The sequence below is a fragment of the Porifericola rhodea genome, assembly GCF_030506305.1.
Lineage (GTDB): Bacteria > Bacteroidota > Bacteroidia > Cytophagales > Cyclobacteriaceae > Catalinimonas > Catalinimonas rhodea.
This window is the reverse complement of the sequence record NZ_CP119421.1, coordinates 124,347-138,869: the sequence shown is the minus strand read 5'-3', so window position 1 is coordinate 138,869 and position 14,523 is coordinate 124,347. Positions and strand designations below refer to the sequence as shown.

Annotated in this window: 13 protein-coding genes; 9 read left to right on the top strand and 4 right to left on the bottom strand. The window is 41.0% G+C overall.

Annotated elements, in window-relative coordinates:
- Entirely contained in the window at positions 1-1,626 is a 1,626-nt protein-coding gene (locus PZB74_RS00615; protein WP_302239920.1) for an ArnT family glycosyltransferase, read from the bottom strand.
- 455 nt (positions 1,627-2,081) lie between these two features.
- Between PZB74_RS00615 and PZB74_RS00610 the strand changes: the two genes are divergently transcribed.
- The 4 genes from PZB74_RS00610 (at position 2,082) to PZB74_RS00595 (ending at position 6,083) form a co-directional block, all read left to right on the top strand.
- On the top strand, positions 2,082-2,864 hold the full coding sequence (locus tag PZB74_RS00610) for a tetratricopeptide repeat protein (protein WP_302239919.1): 783 nt from the start codon (positions 2,082-2,084) through the stop codon (positions 2,862-2,864).
- A gap of 447 nt (positions 2,865-3,311) precedes the next feature.
- On the top strand, positions 3,312-4,610 hold the full coding sequence (locus PZB74_RS00605) for a phenylacetate--CoA ligase family protein (RefSeq protein ID WP_302239917.1): 1,299 nt from the start codon (positions 3,312-3,314) through the stop codon (positions 4,608-4,610).
- Between the two features lie 126 nt (positions 4,611-4,736).
- The gene (locus PZB74_RS00600; RefSeq protein WP_302239915.1) at positions 4,737-5,354 is read left to right on the top strand and encodes a hypothetical protein; all 618 of its coding nucleotides are present in this window, start codon (positions 4,737-4,739) and stop codon (positions 5,352-5,354) included.
- Between the two features lie 42 nt (positions 5,355-5,396).
- Positions 5,397-6,083 carry a metallophosphoesterase family protein gene (locus tag PZB74_RS00595; RefSeq protein ID WP_302239912.1) on the top strand — a complete coding sequence of 229 codons (687 nt, stop codon included), beginning with the start codon at positions 5,397-5,399 and terminating at the stop codon, positions 6,081-6,083.
- A gap of 94 nt (positions 6,084-6,177) precedes the next feature.
- On the opposite strand, the gene PZB74_RS00590 is transcribed toward PZB74_RS00595, so the two are convergent.
- The 3 genes from PZB74_RS00590 to PZB74_RS00580 form a co-directional block, all read right to left on the bottom strand.
- The gene (locus tag PZB74_RS00590) at positions 6,178-6,519 is read right to left on the bottom strand and encodes a hypothetical protein (RefSeq protein WP_302239911.1); all 342 of its coding nucleotides are present in this window, start codon (positions 6,517-6,519) and stop codon (positions 6,178-6,180) included.
- Between the two features lie 103 nt (positions 6,520-6,622).
- The gene (locus PZB74_RS00585) at positions 6,623-7,252 is read right to left on the bottom strand and encodes a response regulator (protein WP_302239908.1); all 630 of its coding nucleotides are present in this window, start codon (positions 7,250-7,252) and stop codon (positions 6,623-6,625) included.
- Positions 7,253-8,986 carry a sensor histidine kinase gene (locus PZB74_RS00580; protein WP_302239907.1) on the bottom strand — a complete coding sequence of 578 codons (1,734 nt, stop codon included), beginning with the start codon at positions 8,984-8,986 and terminating at the stop codon, positions 7,253-7,255. It lies immediately after the preceding gene.
- Positions 8,987-9,151: 165 nt separating this feature from the next.
- On the opposite strand from PZB74_RS00580, the gene PZB74_RS00575 reads away from it, so the two are divergent.
- The 5 genes from PZB74_RS00575 (at position 9,152) to PZB74_RS00555 (ending at position 14,392) form a co-directional block, all read left to right on the top strand.
- On the top strand, positions 9,152-10,282 hold the full coding sequence (locus tag PZB74_RS00575) for a carbohydrate-binding family 9-like protein (protein ID WP_302239905.1): 1,131 nt from the start codon (positions 9,152-9,154) through the stop codon (positions 10,280-10,282).
- A gap of 573 nt (positions 10,283-10,855) precedes the next feature.
- Positions 10,856-11,356 carry a thiol peroxidase gene (gene tpx / locus PZB74_RS00570; RefSeq protein WP_302239904.1) on the top strand — a complete coding sequence of 167 codons (501 nt, stop codon included), beginning with the start codon at positions 10,856-10,858 and terminating at the stop codon, positions 11,354-11,356.
- A gap of 116 nt (positions 11,357-11,472) precedes the next feature.
- Positions 11,473-13,020 carry a Ppx/GppA phosphatase family protein gene (locus tag PZB74_RS00565; RefSeq protein WP_302239902.1) on the top strand — a complete coding sequence of 516 codons (1,548 nt, stop codon included), beginning with the start codon at positions 11,473-11,475 and terminating at the stop codon, positions 13,018-13,020.
- A 53-nt stretch (positions 13,021-13,073) separates the two neighbouring features.
- Positions 13,074-13,457 (top strand): hypothetical protein, encoded by a 384-nt coding sequence (locus PZB74_RS00560; RefSeq protein ID WP_302239901.1) that lies wholly within the window; start codon positions 13,074-13,076, stop codon positions 13,455-13,457.
- Positions 13,458-13,531: 74 nt separating this feature from the next.
- A complete protein-coding gene (locus tag PZB74_RS00555; protein WP_302239900.1) occupies positions 13,532-14,392 on the top strand; it encodes an HAEPLYID family protein in 861 nt (286 codons plus the stop codon).
- Positions 14,393-14,523: the final 131 nt, after the last annotated feature.

Below are 14,523 nucleotides of genomic sequence, written 5' to 3'. Positions count from 1 at the left end.
TTATTTAAATTTGATAAGGAAGACACTGTCATCCTTGTACTTAAAACGGTAAATTATATCGTAGGCCTTATTTTGCTGTTTTAGCTCCTCTTCATAGGCCATATAATAATGATCAGGCAGTATCTTCCCCTCAAAGTTGAGCACCTGCTCACGCTGCCTTTCAATATAAAAGATGGTAGTTCTGGAAATCATAGAGCCTTCCAGTACATGTAGTGGGCTACCATCTGTCAGGTTTACGATTTTTTGAGCATCTCGTTTCCCCTGAGCCTCTGAGCTATCAGCCGCCCTAACAGGTATTACCGTCAAATTGAAGATAATACGCACCCAAACCAGCAGTAAGAGGAGGCTTAGTGTACGAACTGCCTTTACCTTGAGGTGAAGCCAAAGTATAGCCAATGCGCCACCTGTAGTAAGAGCGGCTACCACAATAGGGCTGGCGGTATGCGTAGCTAGTGGCGGAATAAAAGGAATAGCTATGCCGGCAGCAGCTACCAATATTATAAGTACGACTATTAGCCGATGCAAAATATTAGTCTTTTTCTCCTTTAGATGCTCTCCGGGAAGTAGATAATAGTACACAAAAAACATAACCGGAAAAGGATAGAGCATATAGACATAGCGTGCTTTTGCTCCCGGAGATATCCAATATAGTAGAATATTGGCTGCAAAGATAAGAGCGATAAAGGTAATAAACGGCTGTTCTCTAAGCCTGCGTACTGCATCCTTTCTGAACACGAAAGGTAAGAGTAGCGTGGCTGGCATAATGTTCAGAAGATTAGTAAGCGGAAAATTAAAAAGATGACTTACTAAATCTATAAAACCATTGTTCTCGTCTACAGCTGTACGTTGGCTAGATTCAAAAACTAAACGATTAAGAAAAGGTGTAGGGTCCTCGTACCAGCTATATACCCAAAAGTAACCAGCTACTATTCCGGCAAACAGAAAGAAGCTGACAAAGTGCGCGGGTAAAAAAAGCTTTTTAAATTCTCTTTGAAAAACAAACCAGCTCAGGAGGCTAATTCCTACAAATGCGATGGAGGGCAGGCCTTTAGTAAGTGTGCCCACAGCAGCTAAAAGGTAAACGAATAGAAAAAGTGGCCAGTAGCGTTTTTGCTTATGATAGTGATAGATAACAAAGAAACTGCTCAGTGTGATCAGGGAGTAAAAAAGATCAATTTCTCCGGTAAGCGAGAAGTAGTACAAAATATCTACCGATACCATAAAAAAAAGAGCCGCATAGGCCCCAAACCTTAAGCTCACGTACTTTTTACCATTGAAAAATACCAGTAGCCCCATTCCAATAAAAGATAACACAGAGAAGAAACGTACTGCCAATTCGGAATAGCTGCCAAAAATCTTGTAAGATAAAATAATGAGCCAGTTGTAGACTGGAGGCTTATTGTAATAAAGGGCACCTACCTCTGTAGGCACAATCCAGTTGCCTCTAAACAGCATTTCCAGCGCTACTAAAGCACGACGCGGCTCTTCATGCCTCAGGGGGTGTAAGCCTATCTGAAAAAAAAGTGCGAATAAGAGTAGTGCTGCTATACCCATTACCATATAGCTCTCCTCTTTGCTTAAAGAAGAACTGATCTTTTGTTTAGATAAGGCTGAAGGCTGGGACATTTGCAGATAAATAATACGTTTTTAATCAGCTGTTTAATTTTTCGCAAAGCTATAAAATTTATCTCGGAGAGGAAGGTGTTTTCCTGCTTATTTATGAGCTTCAGGTAAGAGAGTAAACAATTGTCTGTATTACAATAAAAGCTGTCCTGTGTACCAGAGGATAACAGTTGAGTGCATCTTGCAAATACACATCTAAGAATAAGGCTTCCATATGTAATTTTGCTTTTTGATTGGCTTAATAAGAAAAAACCATTTGCTGATTTTAAAATTTATTAAATAGTACTGGTTTTTTTATTAGTAATTTGTCAAATTATTAATATCGTGTTTCGCTTGTGCATGCCTTGTTTTTCTCCTGAAAAGCCCGACATGAGTCACCAGGACAATTGGCATACTGCCATTCATTTGTTCACCCGCTAAGATTCCCTTCTTTTTTGCACACCCTTAAGTTTTGAAGTATGAAAACGATAAGCAATTATTTAACCCTCTTTCTAATTTGCTGCACTACGATGGTAATTGCGCAGGAAAGTACTATAATGGGCTCGTTCCCTGTAACCTCCCGCTCACAGCTTGCATTAGATAAGTATAACGAGGCGGCAGAAAAGTATTTAAACCTGCAATATATTGATAGCGAAAAGCTATTTAACGAAGCTATCGCGGAAGACCCCGAATTTGCAGTCGCCTTAGCTACTAAAGCCTGGACCACCTATAGTAAAGATACCTTAAAAGCCAAGGCACTTATGTCTAGAGCTAATGTACGCTACTATGCTCTAACTTATCCTGAGCAGACTTATCTTGAAGGTATAAATGCACTGATTCACAAAAGACATGCTTTACCTTATTTTGAGATACTGGCAGAAAAATACCCTGACTGTGAGTTTTTAAACGCTGCATTGGCCAATCTGTATTTTAAGGCAGGTAATGAAGAAAAAATGTATGCTACGCTGAGCGCCATTCTGGACAAAAACGAAAGCTTTGCCTGGGCATATAATCTAAAGGGTTATTATTATATGCAGCAGGAAGATTTTGAAAGCGCCCGGCTAGCTTTTGATAAATATCTTGAATTGGCTCCTGAACTGGCTAATCCATACGACTCTAAAGGAGATTACTTTATGGCGGTCAAAAAATTTGATAAAGCCAGAGAGCATTTTACTAAAGCATACGAAATGGATCCCTTAAACTTCCAGTTTTCTCAGACAAAAGCCATAGAGGCGGAAGAAGCACTGGCATCCAACTACTAACATATAGCACTATTTTCAGCAACTGAATATAGAGTGAACAAAGAAGAGGCTGATAGAACGGGTACCTGCCTGCTGGCGGGTATTCGTTTCAGCCTTTTTTTATGAGCACTAAACCTTCCTGTAAGTATATTATTAAAAACGAACTTTCTGAGGTGTGCTTTTAAGCATTAGTCAGTTTGTTATATCCAAGTTATTGTACTGTTTTTAAAATTATAGGGATGTATTATTATATTAATAATATGTGGTGTTTATTGATGTTTACCACATAAAATTTTATATAAAATACAATGGTGTGATTATATAAAAGTATACTAATAGTAGATTTATTTGTGTGTTACTAAACAATAATAGGGATATAATACTAATTTACATTTGAATATAAATTAAAAGTTATAAATTTATATGTAAGATTTGTGTTGGTTTCTTACAATATAAATTTATGTTCTTATGCGAAGACTTGTAAATCAGTTTTTTGAAAAACAGCTTAGATACAGCCCTTACTTTTATAAGAGGCTTAGAGTTATTCAGAACCTAAACAAGTATTCAGCATCGGAGCTAAAAGCTGAGCAGGAGAAAAGGCTAATAGCCCTGGTTCATAAGGCTTATCACAAATCTCAGTTTTACGCTCACCTGTATCAAAAACATCGTGTTAATGTAGATAAGATTAAATCTGTACGCGATCTACAGTACCTTCCTGTAATTACTAAGCACGATGTGGTGCCCAATCGTGAGCATATCTTTATAGGAAGCAAGCTCAACAGGTTTAAAGCAAATACCAGCGGTACCTCCGGTTATACTGTACGGGTATATCGCAACTATGAATCTATCGTTGAGGAGGGAGCCTACCTGTGGACCCATAGAATGCAATATGGCCATAAGCCAGGGATGAAAACATTGGTAATGCGGGCGAATCTTAACTTTTTTGAAAAGGAGCGCTACGATCCATTTACCAAAACACTATATCTTTCCAGCTACCAACTTAAATTACAAAATGCAGAGTGGTATTATAACAGAATTAAGGAATTTAAACCCAATGCCATCTTTGCTTATCCCAGTTCAGTAGAATCTTTGGCAAACTTCTTTACTCTCTTAAACAAACAGCTTCATATACCTGCCGTTTTCACTTCTTCCGAGACGCTCTATAGTTATCAGCGAGAAAAGGTAGAAAGAGTCTTTAATACAAAAATAGCAGACTGGTACGGTAATGCTGAACGTACCATAGCTCTACAACAAAATAGCGAAGGCTCATACGATCAGCTTTCGCTTTATTCTGTCAATGAGTTTGAGAAAGAACATGTAATTACTACCGGCCTGATTAACGATAGCTTCCCTCTTATTCGCTACAAGGTAGATGATATACTGCTTACCGATCAGGCACAGCAGGGTTATGCTCCAGATGCTAGTATTACTGAAATTCAGGGTAGGAGCGATGATGTTTTGCTGCTACCTGATGGAACAAGGGTGGGGCTTATCTGCGGAGCTTTTGACGGGGTCAATCATGTGCTATTTAGTCAGATCGTGCAGGAAGATGCTTATACCTTTTATATCAATATGGTAGTAAACAAAGAATACGGAGCTCCGGATGAGGCACTTCTTAAAAAGCAAGTTGAAGATTTTGTAGGTAATCAAATAAACTATACTATCAGATATGTGCAGGAGAGTGACATCATCAAGTCTAAATCAGGTAAGTTTAAGCTTATCGTTAATAAAATGAGTAAGAAAGAGCAGGAAACTCTTATTAGCTAGCCATAGATGCCTTCTCTGAATTGTTAACATCTGCCGGCATACACTCATATTTCAACGCACTGTCTAGGATAAATTAGCTGGTCTGGCTAATTTATAAGTAAGAATACTGTTACCTAGCCAAAAGCTATGAGATGGTGCCAATACATATCTCTTTACTTACTTTCCTTTTGGACGTTTCCCCCTCTAGCTGCTCAGGAACTGGACCCAAACAAATACAAGCAGTGGAGTAATATAGATACGCTTCAATGGTCAGACTTTCAGTTGTCAGTATTTGATCATCATATCAAATATGGCCTGAAAGCAAAGGCAAAAACTTCGCTGGTATATTTTTACCGCCCTGCGATCTGGCATCAGGATTCATGCATGAATGTACTTACAGCCGTGTTTAGAAAGGCATCTTATACCAGAGATACTACCGATATCAACCTCCTTTTGCATGAAAAGCTCCATTTTGATATCGCAGAACTCTGCGCCCGTAAATTGAGAAAAGCGCTACTACACTTGAAAGAAAGTCAGGCTAACAGCCTGGAAAACTATTTAGCGCTCAGAGATAGCATATTTACCGTTAGCAATGAGTACCACGATCTTTACGATCAGGAAACCCTTTACGGTTTAAACTTAGTCAGGCAGTCATCATGGAAAAGCTACATCAAGTTGGAGCTTAATAGGTATAAAGATTATACTTTTAAAGAAATGATGAATTGTAATAGTAGTGCTTGTTCAAAACAACACAAGCCGTACTAAACCGTTACATCACTTCATACTACATTATAACCACAAACTGAGATGAGAACTTTTGCTATTAGTGATATTCACGGATGCAACCGCACCCTGAGTGCTCTCTTAGCACAAATTGACCTGCAAAAGAAAGATGAACTGTTTTTACTGGGAGATTATATAGACCGTGGCTCTGGAAGCAAAGGGGTGTTAGACCAGATATTAAGAATGCGGGCGCAAGGCTATCAGGTGCATTGCCTTTTAGGAAACCACGAAGCTATGTTACTACATGCCTACCAACAGCCCGAGTCATTGGAAGCCAGAAGTTGGGTATACTACAATGGGGGAGAAAATACACTAAATAGCTTTGGCGTTCAGTCAGTTAAAGATATACCCATAAAATACATAGAGCTGATTCAGTCCATGGATCATTACTTACTTAAAGACAAGTTCATCTTTGTGCATGCCGGACTTAATTTTGACAAAATAAACCCTTTGAGCGATCGTGAAACTATGTTGTGGTCTTTTGAAGACTCGCCAAGAATCAACAGAGAGTGGCTAAAAGATAGGTTAATTGTGCATGGACACAGGATACGCACCCGCACTCAGATTAAAGCAAATATAGAACGACTGGAGTCTTTTCCTATGCTAGGTATAGACAATGGCTGTGTGTATCAGAAGAGGGGCTACCACCAGCTATGTGCATTAGAGCTAAACAGTATGGAGCTCAGTTTTCACGAAAATATAGATGTGTAAGACTCTAAACTTTAAGGCATAAAAAAATCACGACCTGTTTTACCAGATCGTGATTCATATTTAAGTTGAAAGAAAGAATAAACTATCCTGCTAACTATTCTTCTACTTTAGCAGTAGTGTTTTCTATAGTTGTATACCTCTCAGTAGGAGGGGTATTTTTAGCTTTTGGTCCTTTAAGGCGAGGAGTACTGCTTAAGTCTACTGCCTGTGCAGATTGAATAGTAGCGGGGTTGTTTCTCCAGACTTTCTGATTCTTGGCTGCCGGACCTTTTTTAGTTTCTTCTTCAGCGGTAAAAAGTAATGCACTACTGCTGTCATCATGTTTCCAGTGCTTATAATTTTTAGCCTTAGGCCCTTTAAGGTCATTTTTGCTCTGGGCCAGGCCTAAACTACTGATGAATACAAAAACGGGTAAAATAAAAATTATCTTCTTCATAGCGTATTTAAGTCTACATTATAGTCTACTTATATATACGCTAATTGAATGAATTGTTAGCTCCCAAAAATTTTTGAAATTTTTATCCGAAAAAATACGGATGTTATACCATTTTAAGATGAGCAGCCTTCTTGATAAGTTCTGCGGTATTCTGCACCTTCAGTTTTTTCATCATATTAACTCTGTGAGTCTCAACGGTGCGGGTACTTACAAATAATTCTTCAGCAATCTCTTTGGTTGTTTTGCCATTAGAGACCAGCTTAAGAACTTCCATCTCTCTTTTAGATAGCTTCTTGTCACTTTCCCCCTCCAGAGCCATATTATCTACCATAAGCAGAGAAACATCTTCGCTAAAGTACTTCTTATCCTCAAATACAGTGTGTATGGCATCAGAAAGGGCCTTGCCATCAGTGTTTTTTAGTAAGAAGCCATGTGCCCCGTGTCGGGCAGCTTTTACTACATACTGCCCCTCTGCATGCATAGTAATTACGATAAACTTTATTTTGGGATAGCTCACTTTGGCCTTGCGAATAGCTTCCAGTCCATCCATTTCTCCCATACTAATGTCAATAAGCACGATATGCGGATGTGTAGATTTGAGATTGCTCAGCATCTCTTCGGCAGAAGAAGCTACACCGATCACCTCAATATCCCCATCATCTGCCAGAAGAGAAACTATGCCTTCTCTAAACAACTGATGATCGTCCACTATCATAATATCAATAAGAGCCATCTATAAAGGAATTTCTACTTCTACAATGGTACCGTTCTTACCAGAACGAATGTCTATAGTACCATTTACCAGTTTGATGCGTTCCCGCATATTTCGTAGTCCGCTACCCGAAAATACACTTTTTGTGTCAAACCCTGAACCATTATCGCGGATAAATAGCCCTACATGATCTTCAAACTCTGTAAACGAGATCTTTATTTCACTGGCTTCGGCATGCTTAATCACATTATTAATAGCTTCCTGGGCTACCCGGTACAGCGCAATATTGACCATTTTGGGAATGCGGGTATGTAATTCCGTCTCTTTATCGTAGAGGATATGAACTGGTGTGCTTTGGTTAAGTTGATTTACCAGGTTAGCTATAGCCTCTCCGGCTCCAAAATCTTCCAAAACGCTAGGCATCAGATTATTAGACATGCGGCGGATTTCTCTAATGGTTTCATCCAGTGTATGTAAAAGTTCCTGCTGCTGCTTTTCGTTTATACTTTTCTGTGCCTGAATCCTGAAGCGAAGGCTGGTTAGTAAGGGGCCAAGTCCATCATGAATCTCCTTGGAAAGACGAGAGCGTTCCTTCTCCTCTCCCTGTATAATGGCCTGACGGTTTTCCCGAATTAACTTAGCCTCTGTCTCCTGATAATTTTTGAGCTGCTTTTGCATTTGAAGCAATGCGGCCCCCAGTTTATCATTATTGCTTAATAACTTGTACTCTGCCTCAAAGTTACCTTTGCCAATGTTGCCTGCGAAAGCAATCACTTCTTTCTGAACATGGGTTAGTTGATGGAGCGCGCTAAACATTCTTCCGATTTCATCCTTTCTGCTTACCGCCTTAGTTTCTACCAGCTGCCCTTTAGCCATAGCATTCAGGTATGTCTCCATTCTTATAAAAGGGCGAACCACTACCCTTGCCAACTGATAAGAAGCTATCAGGATCACCGCGAACAAAACCAAAAGCATCCAGTAAAAATTGGTACGAAGGCTGTGTAAGGGAAAAAGGGCTTCCTGATAATCCATTTCAGAAAGTATGACCCATATTAGCCCGTAAAGAGCAATTCTTTCATATGCACTAAATACCCGTACGTGGCGATAATCTTCTATAATTGCCTCTCCTGTTTGTCCGTCCAGGGCTCTGATTACTCCACTAGTTTTGGCCACAATATCTGTGGGAGCTTTTTGTGGATAAAAACGGGAACGGCTCCTCATTTTAAAATCCTGACCTACCAGATAGGACTCTCCACTTTGCCCCAGCCCGGTTCTTTCCATAAGTATAGACTGTATCTCCGGTAAACTGGTAATACAGACCAGTGCTTGTTCACCCAAAGGGGCAATAAAAGCCAGCGTAATAACTGAAGCAGGATGTTGGGTACTTAAATCCTGGATTACAATATCTTCCTGAGGCCATACTGAAGGCATTTCTAGCTTGTAATTTTCAAGCTGTAAAGAACTACCCGACGCGACTATATGAATGCTATCAAATAGACGATGTTCATACTCCTGACGGCTGCTATCCAAGCCTTGCGCCTTAATGTTTTGTATGCCTTCCACTCTCTCTTTTATCATATTTTTTACCTGCATCACCTTAAGCTGCTTTACTGAAGAAAGCTGAAGTAATACACGCTCTTCCAGTGCAGACTCAAACTGGTAATAAAAGAGAGTGCCTAACAAACCGATAGCAAGGCAGGACAAGCCTAGCATTACTAAAGTCAGTTTTTCTCTGATCTTTATATGCCGAAACATGCAAGTTTATTCAGGTGGAGGATAAGCGAACAGCTCAGTAAAAGGCTGTTTGCCGGGTACAAAACTAATAAATAAGTATCAATTATAAGGTATAAATACATAAAACAGTAATGAATTTATGAGTAATTCATCCTTAAAAATATGCCTATGCATTGAAATAAGAATATGGCTATTATTTTTGCCAGCTTGTATAAAGTACCTACTATCTACACTAAGATTATGTTTATCAGAATCACACTCCTTTTTCTAATAGTTAGCATTTTTTCTTCAGCGGCTTCGGCACAGTCTCGCATACCGAACTTTGCCCCCAAGCACTACATCTGTTACCAGAGCGAGGCTCCACTACAGATAGATGGCAAACTGGATGAAGCCTCCTGGGAGAAAGCACCCTGGACCGACGAATTTATTGATATAGAGGGCGAGCATATGCCTAAGCCCCGCTTTGCTACCCGGGCCAAAATGCTTTGGGATTCCCAATACCTGTACATTGCCGCGGACATGGAAGAGCCACACGTGTGGGGCACTCTAACCGAAAGAGATGCTGTTATTTTTTATGACAATGATTTTGAGGTTTTTATAGATCCGGATGGGGATTCTCATTTTTATTATGAGTTTGAAATGAACGCCCTGAATACCATCTGGGACCTGATGCTTACTGCTCCTTATCGTGATGACAGAAATGTAGTGCTAAACTCCTGGGATATCAGAGGAATCAAAACTGCAGTAAATGTCAGAGGCACACTTAACAATCCAGAAGATGAGGATCAGGGCTGGTCTGTAGAAATAGCTATGCCCTGGAAAGTGCTGAAAGAAAAGTCAGCCACCGGTAAGATGCCCGGCAATGGAGAGTACTGGCGCATCAATTTTTCCAGGGTAGAGTGGCAAACCGAAGTGGTAGATGATAACTACAAAAAGAAAATTAACCCTGAAACCAATAAGTCTTATCCGGAAGATAACTGGGTATGGACTGCCCAGAGCTATATTAATATGCACCGACCCGAAACCTGGGGCTTTCTGGTGTTTGATACTGCCATTGTTGGCGAAGGAGATGCCAGCTTTAGCATACCGGAATCAGAGTACATTAAATGGGAGCTCAGAAAAGTGTACTATCGTCAGAACGATTACTTCAGAGAGCATGGTAAGTATGCTCATGAGGTAAAAGAGCTTGGCATGAGTGAGTCAAAATACACAATAGAGATGGTTGCCGGAGAAACCTTTTACAATGCAACTATATGTCAGACTGGCAACATCTGTTGGCAGATCAACGAAAAGGGTAGGGTAGATCGTAGCAAATAACTATTGAAAAGGTATCTAATTATTGAGTTGTAATTTAGAGTAAAAGGCTCTGTCTGTAAGCGGTATTCAATTCATAACCATAAGTGTATGCTCCCTGAAATCAACTTTGTGTGTTATTATAAAATATTGAATATCAGTAGTTAATAGCAATATAAGGCTCTCTTTGGTTTTCCAAAGACAAAACTGAAGAGAGCCTTACTTTCTATAAATAAGTAGTGTTTATCCTATTTGTTTTGGTGATAATATTACAATAAAACTTTACGCTATCTTCATACTCTTAGCTACTACTCAGGTAGCAAAATCAGTGAAAACAATAGGCTAAGGGTTACTCCCGAAAGAAAAACCAGAGCTGACTTTTTCTACCTTGTTGCTTCTCACTTACAAAATACCAGAGCCTTATGCTTGATTGACTAACTACTAAGCTGCGCGTGACTATCCATTATTTTCGGGAAAAAGATGATTGCATAAGCGCGGAATTACTCTCATATTCATACGAGATGTTTAACTTAGATAAACAATGATTTTTTTGCTTCGTTAGGCAAAGGTATAATTCATATTAATTAACATTACACAATGGCTAACATTACATTAAAAGGCAATCCTATTCACACCCTGGGCGACCTACCGGCGGTAGGAGAAAAGGCTCCTGACTTTGAACTGGTTAAGAACGACCTTTCTCGTGTATCTCTTAAAGATTTTCATGGGTCTAAAGTAGTACTGAATATTTTTCCTAGCGTAGACACTTCTACCTGTGCCGCATCGGTAAGGGAGTTCAACAAAAGAATTGATGAGCTGGATAACACAGTGGTGCTTTGTATATCCAAAGATTTACCCTTTGCTCAGGCACGTTTCTGCGGTGCGGAAGGTATAGAAAGCGCGGTGATGCTATCGGACTTTGCCAAAGGAGAATTCGGTAAAAACTACCACCTGGAAATTACCGATGGTCCGCTTGCCGGATTGCACTCTCGTGCGGTAGTAGTGCTGGATGAAGAAGGCAGAGTGGTGTACAAAGAGCAGGTAGACGAAATTGTAAACGAACCCAAGTACGAAGAAGCCCTGGCAGCTCTTAAATAAATATTTTTTAGCCTGCGCTTATTAAAGTGCAGGCTTATTTTTTTTGTCTGTACGATAGTGCATACTACATTTTTTTAGCTGTAAATTCCCACAGATTGACCCAGCAAAATACTTCTATGAAAATAGCCGCTATAGATATTGGTACCAACTCCATCCATATGGTAATCGCCAAGGTGAGCCACAATCATAACATTCAGATCATTGACCGCGAAAAGGAAATGGTAAAGTTGGGAGTAGGAGTGTTTGCGACTAATCGTCTCAGTGAGCGAGCCTTTCAGCAGGGACTGGAAACTATTAAGCGATATGTGCAGCTGGCCGACCAGAGAGGGGCTGATGAGATAATTACCGCTGCCACCAGTGCCATCAGAGAGGCACATAATGGAGGGGAATTCCTGCACGAACTGGTAAGTGCTACCGGAATCTCTCCCGAAACAATCTCCGGAAGCAAGGAAGCCCGGCTAATCTTTAAAGCAGTACGCAATGAGATTGCCCTCAAGGGTAAAAACGCTATGGTGATAGATATCGGAGGAGGAAGCACCGAGATCACAGTAGGGAACGAGCAGGATATACTTATGGGCAAGAGCATGAAGCTAGGCGTGCTGCGTCTGCTGGATATGTTTAATGGTGAAGATAAAGTAGGAGGAGAAGCCCTGGGAGTTCTGGAGGCTCATATTCGTTTTGTAGCCAGGCAGATTATTGCCGAAGCCAAAGAACTGGGCTTTAGCCGTATCATAGGAACTTCAGGGACCATACGTACATTAGGCGAGGCAGCACATATTGCAGCCGGTGGCAAGCCTATGAAATCCGTCAATGCGGAGGTGGTTAAAAGAGAAGACCTGGAAAGCCTGACCAAACAGCTGCTTAAAATGAACGTAGAGAAGCGTGCTGCGGTCAATGGGATAGGAGATAAAAGGGCAGATGCTATACATCTGGGTGGTGTGCTTCTGGTACAACTCTTGCAAATGGCTGATGCCAAAGAGATTACTCTATGCGATGCTTCGCTGCGCGAAGGCCTGATACTGGACTATCTGGACCACCATGCGCAGGCTATCAGCGAGTTTCCTGAAGCCCCGGACCTCCGACACAGGAGCGCCTTCCAGCTGGCTCATCAGTTTAATGTAGACTGGGAGCAGAAAAACCATGTGGCCTATCTGGCCTTACAGCTCTTTAGGCAAACAAAAAAAATACATAAGCTGGGAGACTTTGAGCAGGACATCCTGGAATATGCTGCCCTGCTGCACAGTGTAGGTCAGTACATACGTTTTGAGCGTTACCATAAGCACTCTCGTTATATCATTGCCCATGCCGGACTCAGAGGCTTCAACGATGAAGAAATACTGCTGATCAGTCAGGTGGCACGCTACCATCGGAAGGCAGAGCCTAAAAAGAAGCATAAAAAGTTCAGGCGCCTTAGCAAAGAGCAGCGCCATACCGTAAAAGTGCTATCTGGCATATTGCGGGTAGCAGTAAGTCTGGATCGTACCAAGAACCAATTAGTTAAACAGTTGCATTGCAAACTAAGCAAGGGCAAGCTGGAGATACAGCTGGCCGGGCAGGCCGATAATATGAAGCTGGAACTCTGGGCAACACGGCGCCATCTGGACCCTCTGGCCAAAGTCCTTCACAAGGATATTAGCATAGAAGCCGTACCGGTACAGGAATAATTTTTTTTAACACACATATTATTTTTGTCTGCAAATACGATTAGTATTGTGTGATGCTTAGCCTGATACGACAAAGCAAATACCTGAGACTTATGAGTGCCGCCCTGGCACTTTATATGTTCAACCTTTGTGTAGATACCACCGACCTCAAGCCCCGTCATCTGCCTGAAGACCTCAGCATCAATGATCAGGAAAGTGTTATAGAGCTGATAGTTGAGAAAGTGCTGGGTTACGAAGAAGCTATAGCAGAATATGATGAGCACGATGCGGAAGATCATAACCTGAAGAAGCACAGCTTTCTGGATTTTTTATATTTTCAGGAGACAGCCCCCATGTCTCTAAAGCCCTGGCATGCCGCAGAGCTTAAGTTCAAAGACCTAAGCAATCTGCCCAGCCGTGGTTTCTATCAGATACTCATTCCCCCACCACGAATCTGATTTGTTTATCCACACTATGCTTACGCCCTCATAAGAAGTAAGCCTGTTTTTTTATTTACCATAAATAAATCATCATGAATATTAGAATAATATTGCTAATGGTGGCATTGGCATTATATCAGACTTTGTATGCCCAGTCTGAAATGCTGGCGAGCGATAGCCTTTCTCTAGCCCCGCAGGAACAGGCCGAGCTGCTACCAGATAAAGTTTTGCACGCCGAACCTCTCTACATTGACCTGATTCGGGATCTGGGTGCCCGAAAAGGAGAAAAAGAGTGGAATATAGGTTTGGGGCTAACCGATAACCTTCGCTACGACAGCTATGAAGCTTTGGTAGAGTACGAATTTGCTCCGATAGACCGCCTGGGACTGGAAGTAGAGCTGCCTTTTAGCTTTCATTCATCGCTACGGGGCACGCCAAGAGATTCTATAGATGCCAACCGGCTGGAGAGTTTGAAAGTGGCGGCTCAATGGACTTTTCTGGTCAAAAAAGAATGGGCAACCTCTATGGCCTTGGGCTATATCCATGAGTTTGAGCTTTCAGACTTCAGGAGTTTTGCCAGGCCCCTCCTGACAGGTAATAAGTACAATCCCTTTTTAGTAGTAGCTAAACGCTGGGGTACTAATTTTCACTCTCTAATCTATACGGGGCCACAGATTACAGATCATTTTCATGAAGATAAAATGCTGTTTAGCTACGATCTTAACACCAGTGTCCATTACATGATTAGCCATAGCAGAAACTTTATAGGAATAGAGTTTAACAAAACTTTTCGTGAGCATGATTTTGATATGACAATCAGACCACAAATGCGATTGGCGATCATGGATAACCTGATGATTGGCATAGTAGGGGGCATTCCTATCTTCAGAGAGAACGAGAGGATGAGCTCCTTCGTACGCCTGATTTGGGAACCTGGACACCGCAAACATTAGTATGTAACCCCAAACTTTAAAGAGTAGCTCTAGTCAGCTATTGATCTGCATGAGCTACTCTTTTTAATAGTATACAGCTACTTGCAAATGGATACTTATTTAAACCTATAGGTTTAAAATAAGCTGATAGT

Coding starts and splice junctions, on each gene's coding strand:
- PZB74_RS00580 (WP_302239907.1), bottom strand. CDS start 8,986: ATGTTTCGGCATATAAAGATCAGAGAAAAACTGACTTTAGTAATGCTA.
- PZB74_RS00605 (WP_302239917.1), top strand. CDS start 3,312: ATGCGAAGACTTGTAAATCAGTTTTTTGAAAAACAGCTTAGATACAGC.
- PZB74_RS00555 (WP_302239900.1), top strand. CDS start 13,532: ATGAATATTAGAATAATATTGCTAATGGTGGCATTGGCATTATATCAG.
- PZB74_RS00600 (WP_302239915.1), top strand. CDS start 4,737: ATGAGATGGTGCCAATACATATCTCTTTACTTACTTTCCTTTTGGACG.
- PZB74_RS00575 (WP_302239905.1), top strand. CDS start 9,152: ATGGCTATTATTTTTGCCAGCTTGTATAAAGTACCTACTATCTACACT.
- tpx (WP_302239904.1), top strand. CDS start 10,856: ATGGCTAACATTACATTAAAAGGCAATCCTATTCACACCCTGGGCGAC.
- PZB74_RS00585 (WP_302239908.1), bottom strand. CDS start 7,252: ATGGCTCTTATTGATATTATGATAGTGGACGATCATCAGTTGTTTAGA.
- PZB74_RS00610 (WP_302239919.1), top strand. CDS start 2,082: ATGAAAACGATAAGCAATTATTTAACCCTCTTTCTAATTTGCTGCACT.
- PZB74_RS00595 (WP_302239912.1), top strand. CDS start 5,397: ATGAGAACTTTTGCTATTAGTGATATTCACGGATGCAACCGCACCCTG.
- PZB74_RS00565 (WP_302239902.1), top strand. CDS start 11,473: ATGAAAATAGCCGCTATAGATATTGGTACCAACTCCATCCATATGGTA.
- PZB74_RS00615 (WP_302239920.1), bottom strand. CDS start 1,626: ATGTCCCAGCCTTCAGCCTTATCTAAACAAAAGATCAGTTCTTCTTTA.
- PZB74_RS00590 (WP_302239911.1), bottom strand. CDS start 6,519: ATGAAGAAGATAATTTTTATTTTACCCGTTTTTGTATTCATCAGTAGT.
- PZB74_RS00560 (WP_302239901.1), top strand. CDS start 13,074: ATGCTTAGCCTGATACGACAAAGCAAATACCTGAGACTTATGAGTGCC.